This is a genomic window from Methanobrevibacter sp., from assembly GCF_030539665.1.
Lineage (GTDB): Archaea > Methanobacteriota > Methanobacteria > Methanobacteriales > Methanobacteriaceae > Methanocatella.
Map to the genome: position 1 here is coordinate 57899 of NZ_JAUNXR010000003.1, position 15859 is coordinate 73757.

Genomic DNA, 15859 nt, shown 5'->3' on the forward strand with positions numbered 1-15859 from the left:
TGAAATATTTTGCCAAATAATATAAATTCATATAAAAATGATGGAAAAAATGGAAATTCGTAAGATATAAAAATATATTAATTAAATAATACCAAAATGTTAATATATAAAATTAAACATTTATTATGTGGGATTGTATGCTTGGAACAACAGAATTAATATTAATAAATATAGTCATAATATGTGTGATTTCAATAATTATTGTAAAATTATATTATAGAAAACATGCTGAAGCAGATACAGACATTAAAATATTCAACAGAGGTCCTGATGGAGGATTCTTCTCAAGGAAAAACTCAGAAGAAACAAATGAAATCATTACTCAAAGCACTACAAATAGAGCCTTGAACAATGTGAATTCATATTATGGAAATTCAATGAACCAAGAACCTCAATTTAGAACTCAAAGAAATAATGCCTATGCAAATCAAGCACCACAAAATAAACCAAACCCTTATAATGTAAATCCAAACATTAATACTTATAATAATTATAATGCAACCAAGCAAAAAGAAGGAGATATAATGAAAAATAACAATGCACAAGAAGTTGAAAGAAAAGATGTTGCTGAAAAAATAGCTGAGGAAACCAGCAGCAAAACAGTAACAACAGATCAATCAACAAAAAAAGAAACATACACAGAAATCGCAGAAGAACAACCAAAAGTAAAAGACAATGAATTAAAAGATTTATTTACAATTGATGAATTGATAAAAGAATCTAAAAGAAAAACAAAATCAACAACAAAAACATCATCTGCTGATGACCAACCTAAATTTGAGAAAAAAGAAGTTGCTTCTTTCTTAACACCTGAAGAAAGAAAAGAAATGAAAGCAAAATTAAATGAAATGGAAGACGAATTGAAGGAAAAAGAAGCTAAAAAGGATTTGGAAGATTCTGTAAAAGAAGTGGAGACCGAAACCGTCAGGGACGTTTTAAACAAAAGTGAAAGCCCAATCGGTTCACCTATTCTTAAAACCCCAACAAAAACAGAACCTCTCGATGAAGTGATAAAAGACACAGTAGCTGAAAAAATCAGCGAATATCCTCCAGAAGTCGACCAATCTACCAAAAAATCAACCTACACAGATATTTTAGAACAAGAACCAAGTCCAGTAGATCAACCGTTGAAAAACGATTTATTCTCACAAACCACAATTGATGATGAAGACTACTTTAGTGGTGAGGACGATAAGGAATTTGACGAACTTGATTACAGAAAAGACCTAGCTAGAATAACCAACAAGGTTAAAGGATCAAAAATATTCAAGGACGTTAAAAACAAGTTGTCCAGTGAAGAAGTGGAAGACGATCCAAGTATCGATGAAGAATTCATAAGAAATGTAAGATCATACGATTCCCCAGATGAAGAAGACGAATATGTTGTAGATGACTTCATTGCTCCGGAACCAGCTGCTCCTAAAATAGAAACAGCAAAAGATCTCCACATAAAAGAAATTCCTAAAGTTGACAAAATCCAAATTAAAATAAACAACAATAATTCCACCCTTAAAATAGGAGACGAAATCATTTACAAATACAATGGAGACACATACTCAAGCAAAGTATTCGACATTGCTGGAGATGACATTTCCGTCAAATTCAGAGGTAAATACATTACAATAAAACCTACTGATGTCAAAAAAATATTCTAGATAGTTTAATACTATCTATAACTTTTTCTTTTTTTAAAACAGCTTATTTTTATAAATAAATAATTAAAATTTCTAAAAAAAAATAAATAAAATGAAATTATTTATGAGCAAAGTAAAAGATTACTTCATCATCTGTAATTTCATCTAAACGTGCAAATCCAACTCTTTCAAATTGAACCATATCATCAACTTTCAAATCTTCAATAGCTATTTCACCAAGCCCTGTCTTTACAGAGCCGTCAGGCATGACTATTTTTACATTGACATTCTCTTCAACAGGAACCCATTGAATGATTTTAGCCTTTTGCTCCCTTGCATCTTCAAATGAAGTGGAATTGTATGTTAGTTTATCTCCTTCAATGTCTGCATTGACCGCATCCATCAATCGGACTACTCCATCACGGATATCTTCGCTTGCAAGATATGCGCTGCCATCAAACGCTAGCAATCTGTTTCCCCTGTCGGTGTGGTCAGCGTGTAATGGTCTTTCAATGATAACATCACCGTCTTCATATCCTTCAACAGTAACTTTTACAGGATTTTCAACGAAGAAATAACGATTAGCTATTGGTTCTACAAAGTTACGGTTAAGACCATGTATCTTTTTCCAACTGATGGCTGAATCTGACATCTTGACTCCGATTTCGGTGATTAATTGGTAAATTGTTCTTGGGTCAATTCCCCTTCTTGCAATTGCCTTTAATGTTCCAAGCCTTGGATCATCCCATCCTGAGTATTGGCCGCTTTCAATTCCTTCCGATGCTTTTGAAGTGCTTAAAGCAATGTCCTCCATTTTCAATCTTCCGTAATGTATGAATTCAGGCATGTCCCATCCCATATGTTCATATAGATATTTTTGCTTTTCTGTGTTAGCCAAATGATCCTTACCTCTTAAAACATGAGTTAAGCCCAATAAGTGGTCGTCTACAGCTACTGAAAAGTTCATCATAGGATATATTCTGTACTTGTCCCCTAAACGTGGATGAGGTTCTTCAACAATCCTCATAGCCACCCAATCACGGATAGCTGGATTTTTATGTTCAATATCTGTTTTTACTCTTAAAACAGCTTCTCCAACTTCCATTTCAGGGAACTTTTCCCACAATTCAAGATTTTCTTCTATAGTGTTGTCTCTGCATGGACATGGCTTGCAGTTATCCTTAAGCTCTTTGAAGGTAGCCCCATCACAGGTACACATGTAAGCTGCCCCTTTTTCTATCAATTGGCGAGCATAATCATAATATGTTTCAAACCTGTCACTTTGATATATTACTTCATCGGCTTTTACCCCTAACCATTCCAAGTCTTCAGGAATCATTTCATAAGCAGGTTCATATACTCTTTTTGGATCTGTGTCTTCTATTCTTAAAATCAGTTTTCCATCATGTCTTTTTACATATTCCGCATTTGGAACTGCCGCACGGGCATGACCAATATGTAACGGTCCGCTTGGATTCGGTGCAAAACGCATGACGATGTTTTCATGAGAACCTGGAAGTTCCTGAAGTCCCACTTCTTTTTTAACCTTCTTTTCCTTGACTTCCAAATCATACTTTTCCATTTCAGAAGCTAATTCCTCAGGAGATAAACCATTTACTTGACCTACAATCTTGCCTGCAATAGGACCTATTTCCTTAGCCCTACTCCTAAGTTCTGCTTCTTGACTCATGATTGAACCAATAACAGCTCCAGGATTTGCACTTCCCTTATGTTTAGCTGCATTTAATAAAGCGTGTTTATAAACTATTTTTTCCAATTCATTCATAAAATCATCACATTATAACATTTTAATAAAAAATTAGTAATTTGATAAAGTTATTTATTAATAAACCATATAATATATTTTATTATTAAAAAACAGGAGTCTCAATATATGCAGAAATTACGTCTTGGAAAAACAGATTTAGAAGTTAATAAAATTGGATTTGGAGCCCTTCCAATTCAGAGAAGAAATTTTGATGATTCTCTTGAAATCCTCAAAAAGGCCTATGACAACGGAATAGACTTCTACGATACTGCACGTGCTTACAGCGATAGTGAGGAAAAGTTAGGCCTGGCATTTTCAGATGTTCGCGATACAATCTATATAGCGTCCAAAACCATGGCTACTGACGTTGAAAACTTTTGGAAAGACCTTGAAACCAGCCTTAACTATCTTCAGACAGACTATATAGACTTGTACCAATTTCACAATCCATCCACCTGTCCAAAACCAGGTGACGGCAGCGGCCTTTATGAAGCAATGCTGGAAGCTAAGGAAAATGGACAAATCAACCATATTGGAATAACCTCCCACAAATATACAATAGCTAAGGAAGCCATTGATTCCGGGCTTTATGAGACATTGCAATATCCCCTTTCCTATCTGACTGGAGATAATGAATTGGAACTTGTAAAGATGTGTGAGCTTAATGATGTTGGATTCATAGCTATGAAGGCCATGGGTGGAGGATTAATAAAAAATTCCAAAGCAGCATTCGGTTTTTTAAATGAATTTGAAAACGTGCTGCCAATCTGGGGAATTCAAAAGGAAAGTGAACTTGATGAATTTTTAGACTATGGGAAAAATAATGTTACTTTAAACAACGACGAGAAGCTTGTTGAGGAAATTGAGCATGACAGGAAAGAATTAGGTGATGAATTCTGCAGAGGATGCGGATATTGCATGCCTTGTCCGGAAGATATTGAGATTAATGCAGCTGCCAGAATGTCTCTTTGGATTAGAAGATTCCCAACAGAGCCTTGTTTAGGTGAAGACTACCAGGAAAAAATGAACAAAACCCTCGACTGCACCGAATGTAGGATGTGTGTTGAAAAATGTCCTTATGATTTGAATATACCAAAATTGCTTAAAGAAAACTATGACGACTACATGAAAGTTTTGAATGGAGAAACAAAAATTAGGTGAAAACATGGATTTGAAAGATGTAATTTATAAAAGACGCTCCCACAGGGATTATTACCAAAACATACCTGAAGATGAAACAATAAATGAGATCAAAGATTTCATATTAAATGCAAAACCATTATATCCGGATATTGAAACCTATTCTGTGATTATAGGTAATGAAGATGTTTCCGGACCTTTCAGATGGAAAGCTCCCCAATACATAGCCATTTTCTCTGAGAAAAAACCAGGCTATTTGACCAATGTCGGTTTTATCTACCAACAGGTGGATCTCTTTTTGCAAAGCATTGGTTTGGGGTCTTGCTGGCTTGGAATGGGTAAATTCAAACCTAAAACGGAGGACATAAAAGACATTACTAAAAATGGAGAGCAATTTGTAATTTTGATAGGTTTCGGTAAAGTGAAAGGGGAACTCTATAGGGATGAAAGCCAGTTCAAAAGAAAAAACCTTAATGACATTTCAGATTCCATTGATAGAAAATTAGAGGTGGCTAGACTTGCGCCGTCCGCCATCAACAGCCAGCCATGGTATTTCATACATGAAGACGGCTATTATAGCGTTTATTGCAAGGAATTGAATTTTATCAGAAGAAGAATTCTTGGAAATCTAAACAAGATAGACATAGGCATTGCACTGGCCCACTTATACATTGCAAATCCGGAGACTTTTGAATTCTTTGAAGTTGACAGCCCCATACCAATAAAAGACTATTATTACATTGGAAGCTTCAAAATATAGGTGGAAACAATGAAAAAACAATGCATAGACAATCCTGATGAACTAGATTGGGTTGCATACTGGCAGAAAGCCATTTCATCAAAGGAAGGAAAAGACTGGGATAAGGCAGCAGTTAACTTCAAAAAGAGAAACAGGAAAGACGATTATCAGAATTCCTTGTTTTCAAAACTCCCATTAACTGAAGATGATACAGTATTGGATGTTGGATGTGGTGAAGGATCCATTACATTGCCAATAGCTAAAAAAGTGAAAAGGGTGACTAGTGTTGATTCATCTAGAAAAATGCTGGAACTGTTAAATGAAAGAGTGGAAGATGAAGGGGTTGATAACGTTGACACCATACTGAAGCCCATTGAGGACATCAGATATGATGAAATTGGTGATCATGATATTGTCATAGCTTCAAGATCAATGAATGGAATAGTTCCAATTGAGGAAACCATTAGTGAACTCAATAAGATTGCAAATAAATATGTCTTCATCACAGTATTTGGACCTAATGACCGAAAGATGATAAAAGACTTCGAAGCATCTATAGGAAAGGATTCGAATCATTTCCCCGACTATAACTACCTATTCAATATTCTTTTTAATATGGGCATATATGCAAATGTTGAACGGTTAGACATTAAAGAATACCCAAAATACGATTCCATAGAAGAAGCCATGAACAATGGAAAATTCCGCCTTGACCTATTGGATGACAGTGAAAAGGACGAACTAAAGACATATCTTGAAAAAGTCCTTAAAAAAGATCCGAAAACAGGAAAATTATATAATAAGAATGACAATGCCGACTGGATGTTATTCTGGTGGAAAAAAGAGGATGATTAATTTCATAATCTTTTTCTATTACCTTTTTAAATTTTGAAGAATTTTAAAATAAGAATCTATTTTATAAAACACTATTTTTCAAATAGCTGAAATAAACTTTTTAAAAATAAAAAAAATAAAAAAAAAAATGAATAAAATAAATTTATTCAGATTTAATCATGGTTAACATCATTTTGAATTTTTGGTCAGCTTTCAAAGCATGTGGAATGTCTGCTGGCATGATAATCATTTGATCTTTTCTTACAACATGATTTTCACCGCCAATAGTGACGATAGCTTCACCATCAATGACTTGTACAAGTGCATCGAATGGTGCTGAATGTTCGCTGATACCTTGACCTTCGTCAACTGCGAAAAGAGTAATAGTACCGGTTGTCTTTTTCACAAGCTCTTTACTTACGATTGTGTTGTCTTGGTATTCAATAAGTCCTTGTAATTCCATTGCTTTTGCTATGTATTGTTCATCAATTGTCATGATTTCATCTCCTTTTATATTTTGTATTTTTTTATTAATGACAATAAACTATATAAACTTAACCCATTATATCTTTGATGTCTTCTTTTGCATCTCCGCAGACATGCAAGTTGAAGTTGTCAACTAAGAATGTTAACATTTCATCGTTGATCCATGCAGGTACAATCGGTCCGATGTACATGTCTTGTTTGTTTAATGCAAGTAAACTCCAAAGGATAGATACTGCTTTTTGTTCCATCCAACTTAATACGATGCTTAATGGCAAGTCGTTTAATTCAACGCCGAATAAGTCACATAAAGCAACAGCAATATCAATAGCTACGATGGTATCGTTACATTGACCTAAATCTATAAGTCTTGGGATTCCTTCGATATCACCTAAATCCAAGTCGTTGAATCTGAATTTACCACATGCTAAAGTAAGAACAACAGTGTCTTCAGGTAAGTTTTCTACGAATTCTCTATAATATGATCTTTTTGGATTTGGTCCGTCACATCCACCGACAACAAAGAATCTTTTGATTTTTCCTGATTCAACTAATTCCTTGATTTTGTCAGCTAAGGATAAGATAGTTGCTAATCCGAATCCTGTGGAAATGGTTGTGGTTTCTTCTTCCGGCATGTCACCAAGTTCAAGAGCTTTGTCTATGATTGGTTGGAAATCGTAATCTTCAATTACAGGTACGCCTGGAAGTTTTGCAACATCCATAGTGAACATTCTGTCAGCATATTCGTCTTTAGGAATGAGTACACAGTTGGAAGTTCCTAAAATAGCTGCATTGTATTTTGAGAATGTTTCTTTTTGATCAGCCCAGGATCCACCTAATTCACCAACTAAATGTTCATATTTGTTGAGGCCAGGGTAACCGTGTGCTGGCAACATTTCACTGTGAGTGTAAACTTTAATTCCAGTTCCTTCAGTTGCTTTTAATAATTCTTCCAAAGCTTTTAAGTCATGACCTGTTACGATGATAGCTGGACCGCCTTGGGAACCTACTTTAACTTCTACAGGTTCTGGTTCTCCGAATGCTGCAATATTTGCTTCCTTAAGCAATTTCATTACTTTGATATTAGCTTCACCAGCTTCAATACCTAAGTTAATCAAGTCTTCTGCATCGAAATTAACATTGGTTAAAGTGGAATACAAACCTTTAGTTAAAAATTCGTCAACATCGGTGTCACGTGCTCCTAAAACATTTGCACAGTAGTTGTAAGCACTAATACCTTTCATAGCATAGATTAAATTATCTTGTAATCTAGCAACAGTAGGTAACTTTCCACAAACTCCTCTTACTGTACAACCTTCGCCTCTAGCGGTTTGAGCACATTGATAACAAAACATATCTAATTTTTCTACCATATTTAAGTTCCTCCTATTAAAAAAAATTACAAATATTAAATAAAACAACAAACTATTTAACATTATCGTAATATCCCATTAAAATGGAAGATAATAAAAGATATAGTTTAATATAATATAATAATTTTGTCACTATATTTGGGTGAAAAGTGACATATTATTTAAAAACCATGAGAATAAAATTAAAATTATGAATAGTGAAGACATTGAAACACTAAGAAAGATAGGATTGACAACATATGAGGCAACGGCATACATAACCCTGGCGTCACTAATATCAGCCACTGCAGTTGAAGTAAGCAAATCCTCCCAAATCCCAAGATCAAAAATATATGAAGTTTTAAAGAGCCTGGCAGAAAAAGAATTTATAGAAATAGAAACCGGAAGACCGTTGAAATACAACATAAAACCTCCGATAACAACAATAAACAAGCAGAAGGAAAAGCTAAACACGGAACTGGACAAGCTTGCAAGCAAGTTGAACTTCATATATGAAAATGAAATAAAGCAGGTGCCTGCTCCGGTATGGAAGATAAGTGGAGTGACAAACATCATTCAAAAAGAGATTGACATAATAAAGCGCTCAAAAGAAACAATCTCAATGAGGATAGGATTTCTGTTTGAAGATGAACTTGAAATAATCATTAAAGAACTGAAAAAGAAAAATGAAACCGTGAATATTAATGTGCTGATTTCTCCAGAATGTCCATATGAGCATTCAGATGCAAATATAATAGAATGCTTTAAAAAAGAAGGAATAAATGTCTACGAAGCAGATATTCCATCAGTTAAAATGATGATAATCGATGGAAAAGAGATGTTCCACACATATACAAAAATTAATGAAGACAAGAATGAAATCATGCCTAATTCAACCATTGGAGTTTGGAATCAATATGAGGACGTTGCGAAAAATTACGAGTCAAACTTCAAAAAGCAGCTTAAAAAAATTAAAATGAAAAAAGAAGAATAGGTAAAATAATTACCTAATTTAGGAATGTCTTTCAAGCACAAAATCAGCAATCAATTCTAATGCAGTTTTACTTGGACTATCAGGTAATATTTCTAATAGTTGTTTAGCTTCATCCACATTATCTTGAGCGATATTTCTAGCATATTCAATGGAGCCATATTTATTGAAAATTTCAATAGCTATATCTACATCTTCCTGAGTAGAATTAGGATTTTTCAAAATTTCCAATAATGTTTCGCCATCCTCTTCACTAGCATTCTCTAAAGCATTAACAACAATTAAAGTCATTTTACCTTTAACGATGTCACTACCAATAGGTTTGCCAAGAGATTCTTCATCACTTACTAAATCAAGGTAATCATCCTGAATTTGGAATGCAAGACCAATCAATCTTCCATAGTCATACATTATTTCTACAATATCCTCACTTGCACCACCAGTAATAGCCCCTGCTTTTGTTGCAGCGCAAATCAATGCACCTGTTTTCTTGAATATCATGTCAAGATATTCATCTTCAGTTACATCATATCTGCCTTCAAAGCTAATGTCAGCAGCCTGACCTTCACAGATCTTTACACAAGCATCAGAAACTGTAGCAATAGTTTGGGTAATCTGCAAAGGTGACACATTTTCCCTTTCTGAATTGCAAATCAATTCAAAGGCCTTTGAAAATAAAGTATCTCCAGCCAAAATAGCTACACCATTACCCCATACCTTATGAACAGAAGGCATACCTCTCCTCATATCATCTTCATCCATGATATCATCATGAATAAGTGAGAAAGTGTGTATTAATTCAATTGCAGCTGCAGCATAAACTGCACTTTCCTTTTTGCCTCCAATAGCTTCAGCAGAAATTAAAGCAAGGCAAGGCCTTAACATTTTACCTCCTGCTTTGGTTAAATAAATTGAAGCCTCCTGAAGACTTTCTGGAGTGATATCAGACAAACCTTCAACTATTACATTGATAATATCGTCTGAATAAGACCCCAATATCTCTTTTACATCACTCATAAAAACCTCTCCGATAATTGTATTCTAGTTAGCTGTATTAAAAACTTGAGCTTGAGCATTTCTCAAAATATGAACGTTCTTACCAATCCTATACCCTTCTTCTTCAGCCAATTCACCATATGCAGAAAGCATGGATAAATCTCCGTGAGCAGGAATAATATGTTGTGGTTTTAACATTCTAATGAAATCCCTATGGTCTTCACGACCTGCGTGTCCAGAAACATGAGCTTCTGAATAAATTCTAGCACCTGATGATTTTAACCTACGTTCCATAATATGCCTATTAGCAGCATTTGTTGGATTTGGAATAATAGGTGCTGAAATAATAACGTTATCACCTTTTTTAACAGTGAAAGGAGTTTTTCCACTAGCTATTCTTGGAAGTAAAGCATCAGGTTCCCCTTGATGGCCGGTAGTTACAAGCAAATATTTGTCACGGGCTTCATTAGCCTTCATCAAAGCCTTATTTACTGCCTTAGGACTTCCATAAATACTAGCGTTTTTTGGTAATTTTAATATTCCCTGACTTTGAGCCATACCACAGAACCTTTCCATTGATCTTCCAAGGAACAAGATTTCCCTATGGCTTTTTTTAGCAATATCTGCAATAGCTTGAATCCTTTCAACATGAGAAGAGAATGTTGTAACAATCATACCTGTCTTTTCATGAAGAGGACCTCTCATCAAGTCTTCCAAAATGTTTCTCGCAATCCTTTCTGAGTAAGTTTTAACTTCAGTTGTATTTTTAACGTTAGTACTTTCGACAATGAGAGTTAAAACTCCTTTTCTACCTAATTCTTTTAGTCTTTTGTAATCAGGTGGTGGAGACACTTTTTGATGATTGTCAAACTTAAAGTCAAGAGCATAAACAATAATTCCTTCTGGTGTGTGTAAAACAGGAAATACCGCTTGTGGTATACTGTGAGTAGCTTGAACAAATTCTAAGGTAATGTCCTTAGACAAGTTCATTTTTCCACCAGGATTTAAAGTTTTAATAGGATTATTAACTTTAAATTTACGTTCTCCATTAATTTGTTTTTGTACTAAAGCAGCAGTATATGGACTTCCAATTAACGGTGCATCATATCTGTGTGCCAATTTTGCAACTGCCCCGATATGATCCAAATGACCGTGAGAGAAAACAATTCCTTTAACTTTACCGTCTACTTCCTTCATCAAAGTATCATCTGGAATTACTCCTCTTTCAATCAAATCCAAACTGTGCATCCTATCAATGTCAGTATCTTCATGAACATTGATTCTGTCAAGATGTATCCCCATGTCAAAAATTATTACATCTTCGCCTACCTTAACAGCAGTCATGTTTCTTCCTACTTCTTCGTATCCGCCAATAGCAATTACTTCAACGGTCATTATTACATCTCCTTGAATAAATACTTGTTTCAAATCCTCTGTCATTTAACCATTGTCTAGTTTTCCCTTTAATGATTAAATTTGAGTTTTTAAGTTCTTCTATGTTCTTTGCACCTACTAAAAACATTGCAATTCTTAAAGACTCTTCAAATCTATCGATGAAATCAATCATATTGTCAATATCGGTTGAATATTTTAAAAACGGTAATGCCATACCAACAGCATCAGCACCTAACGCAATAGCTTTTGCTGCTTCAAGACCATTCCTGATGCCTCCAGATGATATAACAGGAACATCTACGCTAGAAACAATCTCAGCAGTGCTAACCGCTGTAGGAATTCCCCAATCCCAAAATAATTCTCCATAATATTTATCATCAGAACGATAAGTTTCAACAGCAGCCCAGCTAGTTCCCCCAGCGCCTTCAACATCAATATAACTAACTCCTGCATCAACTAACTGTTTAGCGCATTCTGCAGAAATTCCACAACCTGTTTCCTTAACCATGACAGGAATGTCAATTGAATCAACAATCTTGGAAATTGAATCAATATAATTCCTAGCATCCAAATCCCCTTCGGGCTGTATGGATTCCTGCAATGGATTTAAATGAATTGCCAGAATATCAGCATCCAACATTTCAACTGCATCACTAGCCAAATCCAATTGTGGAGCTCCGATATTTCCTACAAGCAAACAATCGGGAGCGTTTTCACGAACAACAGTATACGTATCAGCAAGTTCGGGATGTTCAATAGCTGCCCTTTGACTTCCAACACCTAATGCAATGTTTTTTTCTTCAGCAACAATTGCCAATTTCTCATTAATAGTTTTGGAATATGGGTGTCCACCAGTAATTGCAGTTATGAATAAAGGAGAATCTAATTTCTTGCCAAATTTAGATGTTGATAAATCAATATTGTTCTTATTGACTTCAGGCAATGCTTTATGAATTAATTCAACATCCTCAAAACCTGTGGTCTTATCTTTAAATTCAACATCGTAGTTTTCACAGATTAACAGATGTTCTAATTTTCTATCGGTAATCATAATATCACTTTTTAGTTGAAATTACGGTTTTCTTAACTTTATTGTTTTCTAAAGCATCGAAAATATTGTTTTCCAAATCAGCATTGATTATTTGTGATTCTATTCCCAAATCGGCCAAATCCAATAGCTCTTTAATTTTTCCAACCATTCCGCCAGTGACGTCAACGTTGGTGGTTTGTTCAAAAGCGTCCAAATCATCTAAGGATGAAACCAATTCAATGAATTCCGCATCATCATGAAGCTTTGGATTTTTATTGTAAACCCCGTCTACGTCAGTTCCTAAAATAACAGTGTCAGGTTTTAAATTAACGGCTAAATATTGTATGATCTGATCTCCTGAGATTACAGCCATCTCAAGCTCCTCATCAATTACAACATCCCCATATATTACCGGGACATATCCCTTTTCGATATATTGTTTGAATTTATCTAGATTCCCATCTGTTATTCTTTTATTGGTGGATGTCATGAAAGCTGATGCCGGAACTGCAATCACAGGAATATTTTCACCAATAAGTGCATCACAAATAAGCATGTTTAGCTTTTTAACTGCATTTTGTGTTTTTGAAAACCCTATTCTCTTTTCTGGATATTCATCAATTTCAAAAGGCTCTCCAATTTTATACTGTTTGGCTGGAGGATGTCCAAATGAACCTGCACCATGAACAATAACTAATTTACTGTTTGATGATTCAAGAGACTCTTTAATTTCATGAGCAATTCTCTTTAAATTATCATCGTCAATTTCGCTTTCATCAGAGTCTTTTTTGGTTAAAATACTTCCTCCAAGTTTTAAAATTATCATATAATCATTTCCTAACTCTTGAAGAAACACCTTTTTTTGTGAATCTAACTTTTAAAACATTATCATCCTTTGCAATACATTTAGCTACCTTATCAACCTTTCCAGGACACAATGCTATAATACTTCCTCCACCACCAGCACCAGTAATCTTGGATCCTATAGCTCCACATTCACGAGCCCTATAAACCATTCTAGCTAGTTCATAAGTATTTACTCCCAACAAATCAAGGAACCCTTGATTAAGATTCATCAATTCCCCCATCTTTTCATAGTCCTCATTTAAGATTGCCTGTTTTGCATAGTTTGTCAATTGACCCATTGAAGATAGGACTGTATTAACTATTTTGGGATTTCTGTTTTTGAGAGCCCTTACATCCTTAACCATCTTGCCCGTATTTCCGTGCTTATTTGTATAACCTACAACCATTGGAGCTTTAAAATTAACTTTAAATCTCTCAATCTTTTTATTTCTAGACAAATAAACAAGACCCCCATATGTTGAAACCATAGTGTCCAATGGACTTGCAATACCCTGAACTGCCTGCTCTACCATATGAGCATCATGTGCTAATGATTTTTTATTGAATCTGACATGGTGGTATCTGTATAGTGCTGCTAATGTAGCTACTGTAACAGCTGCAGAAGAACCTAAACCAGAACCTATTGGAATATCAGACGAAAGAATCATTTCAATAGGTGAGTGATCATGTACTCTGAACAATGATTCCAAAATATATCTAATTATTCCAGGTTTTCCTTTTTTTAATGTGTATTTTTTGTTTTCAGTATCTAACTCTGCTTCAAAATTTAAATCATAAGATTTTAAAACTGACTTATCAGTTTTAGAAGGCCTAATTTTCACTACTGCTCTTTTATTAACTGCACCTGCAATCGCCGGCTCATTATAAACCACCGAATGCTCACCAAATAATATTGTTTTAGCAGGAGCTGAAGCTATAGCTTGCATTTAAAACACCTTATTTAAATATAGCTGAAGCATAACCAACAACTTGGGAAAAATCCCCTGTAACATCCCCGCTTGTACCATAAGCAAGAATTTCACAATGTTCTTTCCCAGTTAACTTAGAAATAATGATATCACTCATAACAGGACCATAGCCGCACATTGTAATATTATATTGAATTATTTCTTCCAATAACTTAAACTCATTCATTTCACCAATATCCTCTAAAACAAAACCATCAACCTTATTTGCTCTTTCTTGAGTATTAAAATGAGACAGATCAGTGCTTGCAATAACACAGTAGGACTTGCCCAGTTTTTCAGCTGCGCTGACAATGGCTGTTGCAAGATCTGAAGCTGTAACAAGAGTTTGAGTGCCCATGGTTATTGGGACTATCTTAAAATCATTAGAAAAAAATTGTAAAAATGGGAGCTGAACCTCTATGGAATGCTCCCTAACATGTGCTTCAAAGTCTGCAGATGCAATATCTGAAAAAGAGATAATAGTATCTGCAAATTCTTTGTCAACACTTACGTTTCCAAGAGGAGTATTCCATTCTCCTTCATTGAAAACAGAAATCTCCCTACCAAATCCAGTATGGTTTGGGGACAATATAATAAAAACATCAGGAATGCCATGCTTAGCTATTTCATAATAGCCATATGAAGCAATAGGGCCTGAATAAATGAATCCTGCATGTGGAACCATGACATTAATCGGATAGTTATCACCTTCAAATTTTTCAACATTCTCAGGCAACTTACCCACTCCAAAAGGAGATAAAAAACAATCCTCAATGGATTGCTTAAGCTCATCCTCATCATCGGAGTAAAATGTTCCACTAACAGCAGGTTTTCTTATCATAATATCATTTAGAATTTTAATTCAAAGTCAGATGCTTCGACGTCTAAATCTCCATCTTCAGGAATAGTTCCTCTTTCTCTTAAAATTTGTCTTGCAAGTAACCAGTAAACTAAAGCAATAGCTTTTCTACCTTTGTTGTTTACAGGAATAGCAATGTCAACAAAGCTTAATAAGTTTTCAGTATCACATAAAGCAATAACAGGAATTCCATTTTGTTTAGATTCTAGAATAGCTTGTGCATCAGATCTTGGGTCAGTTACAACAATGATTTTTGGTTCGATGAACTTGTTGTAAGTTGGGTTGGTCAAAGTTCCAGGAATGAATCTACCAGGAATGGTTTTAGCACCGGTGATTTCTCCGAATTTTTTAACAGGAGCTTGACCGTATTGTCTGGTAGCAACTACTAAAATGTCATCAGGATCATATTTTGCTAAAAGTTTTGCGATTTGTCTGATTCTTTCATCTGTTTTTTGAATGTCTAAAACATATAAACCGTCTGATCTTACTCTGAATATGTATTTTTCCATATCGCTTGTTTTTTGTTGGGTTCCGATATGTAAACCTGCTGCTAAATAATTATCTAAATCAATTAAAAGTTCGTTATTTGCCATTTATATCACCATTATAATTTTATTTTAAATTTAATCGTCTTCTACATTTACACACTCTTCAGGACAAACATCCATACAAACTTCACATAAGCTGCAGTCTTCAGGATTTTGAACAACAATTTTGTCCCCTTCAAGCACTAATACTTCCATAGGGCAAACGTCAGCACATTCAGCGCAGTCTGCTCCTTCACATTTACTTTGATCAACAGTAACTTTAGCCATTTTAATCTC

16 protein-coding genes are annotated in these 15859 nt (G+C 34.7%); 5 read left to right on the forward strand and 11 right to left on the reverse strand.

Features of this window, described 5'->3' with window-relative positions:
• Nucleotides 1–137 precede the first annotated feature (137 nt).
• Nucleotides 138–1655: a hypothetical protein gene (locus Q4P18_RS04305; protein ID WP_303336050.1), complete on the forward strand. Its 1518-nt coding sequence runs from the start codon at nt 138–140 to the stop codon at nt 1653–1655.
• A 97-nt stretch (nt 1656–1752) separates the two neighbouring features.
• On the opposite strand, the gene Q4P18_RS04310 is transcribed toward Q4P18_RS04305, so the two are convergent.
• Nucleotides 1753–3420, reverse strand: a complete 1668-nt coding sequence (locus Q4P18_RS04310; protein ID WP_303336052.1) for a glutamate--tRNA ligase — start codon at nt 3418–3420, stop codon at nt 1753–1755.
• A 108-nt stretch (nt 3421–3528) separates the two neighbouring features.
• Between Q4P18_RS04310 and Q4P18_RS04315 the strand changes: the two genes are divergently transcribed.
• From Q4P18_RS04315 to Q4P18_RS04325, 3 genes are read left to right on the forward strand one after another with little or no spacing between them, the layout of a single operon-like run.
• Complete coding sequence (locus Q4P18_RS04315) at nt 3529–4563, forward strand: aldo/keto reductase (RefSeq protein ID WP_303336055.1); 1035 nt, start codon at nt 3529–3531, stop codon at nt 4561–4563.
• Between the two features lie 4 nt (nt 4564–4567).
• Nucleotides 4568–5302, forward strand: coding sequence for a nitroreductase family protein (locus tag Q4P18_RS04320; protein ID WP_303336057.1), 735 nt, complete (start codon nt 4568–4570; stop codon nt 5300–5302).
• A 9-nt stretch (nt 5303–5311) separates the two neighbouring features.
• The gene (locus tag Q4P18_RS04325; protein WP_303336059.1) at nt 5312–6136 is read left to right on the forward strand and encodes a class I SAM-dependent methyltransferase; all 825 of its coding nucleotides are present in this window, start codon (nt 5312–5314) and stop codon (nt 6134–6136) included.
• 142 nt (nt 6137–6278) lie between these two features.
• Here the strand turns inward: Q4P18_RS04325 and Q4P18_RS04330 are convergent, their stop codons facing one another.
• Both Q4P18_RS04330 and hcp read right to left on the reverse strand, forming a co-directional pair.
• Complete coding sequence (locus tag Q4P18_RS04330) at nt 6279–6611, reverse strand: cupin domain-containing protein (RefSeq protein WP_303336061.1); 333 nt, start codon at nt 6609–6611, stop codon at nt 6279–6281.
• Nucleotides 6612–6669: 58 nt separating this feature from the next.
• Complete coding sequence (gene hcp, locus Q4P18_RS04335) at nt 6670–7971, reverse strand: hydroxylamine reductase (protein ID WP_303336063.1); 1302 nt, start codon at nt 7969–7971, stop codon at nt 6670–6672.
• A gap of 190 nt (nt 7972–8161) precedes the next feature.
• Between hcp and Q4P18_RS04340 the strand changes: the two genes are divergently transcribed.
• Complete coding sequence (locus tag Q4P18_RS04340; RefSeq protein ID WP_303336065.1) at nt 8162–8944, forward strand: TrmB family transcriptional regulator; 783 nt, start codon at nt 8162–8164, stop codon at nt 8942–8944.
• Between the two features lie 18 nt (nt 8945–8962).
• Here Q4P18_RS04340 and idsA read toward each other — a convergent pair whose 3' ends face one another.
• Genes idsA through Q4P18_RS04380 form a run of 8 tightly spaced genes read right to left on the reverse strand, consistent with a single transcriptional unit; the run spans nt 8963 to nt 15850 of the window.
• Nucleotides 8963–9958 carry a short chain isoprenyl diphosphate synthase IdsA gene (gene idsA / locus Q4P18_RS04345; RefSeq protein WP_303336067.1) on the reverse strand — a complete coding sequence of 332 codons (996 nt, stop codon included), beginning with the start codon at nt 9956–9958 and terminating at the stop codon, nt 8963–8965.
• A 24-nt stretch (nt 9959–9982) separates the two neighbouring features.
• On the reverse strand, nt 9983–11332 hold the full coding sequence (locus tag Q4P18_RS04350) for an RNase J family beta-CASP ribonuclease (protein ID WP_303336564.1): 1350 nt from the start codon (nt 11330–11332) through the stop codon (nt 9983–9985).
• Complete coding sequence (gene fni / locus Q4P18_RS04355) at nt 11322–12383, reverse strand: type 2 isopentenyl-diphosphate Delta-isomerase (RefSeq protein ID WP_303336069.1); 1062 nt, start codon at nt 12381–12383, stop codon at nt 11322–11324. Before fni ends, Q4P18_RS04350 begins: the two co-directional genes overlap by 11 nt.
• Nucleotides 12384–12387: 4 nt before the next feature.
• A complete protein-coding gene (locus Q4P18_RS04360) occupies nt 12388–13188 on the reverse strand; it encodes an isopentenyl phosphate kinase (RefSeq protein ID WP_303336071.1) in 801 nt (266 codons plus the stop codon).
• A gap of 4 nt (nt 13189–13192) precedes the next feature.
• Nucleotides 13193–14155, reverse strand: coding sequence for a mevalonate kinase (gene mvk, locus Q4P18_RS04365; protein WP_303336073.1), 963 nt, complete (start codon nt 14153–14155; stop codon nt 13193–13195).
• Between the two features lie 10 nt (nt 14156–14165).
• Nucleotides 14166–15017: an AmmeMemoRadiSam system protein B gene (gene amrB, locus Q4P18_RS04370; protein ID WP_303336076.1), complete on the reverse strand. Its 852-nt coding sequence runs from the start codon at nt 15015–15017 to the stop codon at nt 14166–14168.
• A gap of 8 nt (nt 15018–15025) precedes the next feature.
• On the reverse strand, nt 15026–15628 hold the full coding sequence (rpsB, locus tag Q4P18_RS04375) for a 30S ribosomal protein S2 (protein WP_303336078.1): 603 nt from the start codon (nt 15626–15628) through the stop codon (nt 15026–15028).
• A gap of 30 nt (nt 15629–15658) precedes the next feature.
• Nucleotides 15659–15850 carry a ferredoxin gene (locus Q4P18_RS04380; protein WP_303336080.1) on the reverse strand — a complete coding sequence of 64 codons (192 nt, stop codon included), beginning with the start codon at nt 15848–15850 and terminating at the stop codon, nt 15659–15661.
• Nucleotides 15851–15859: the final 9 nt, after the last annotated feature.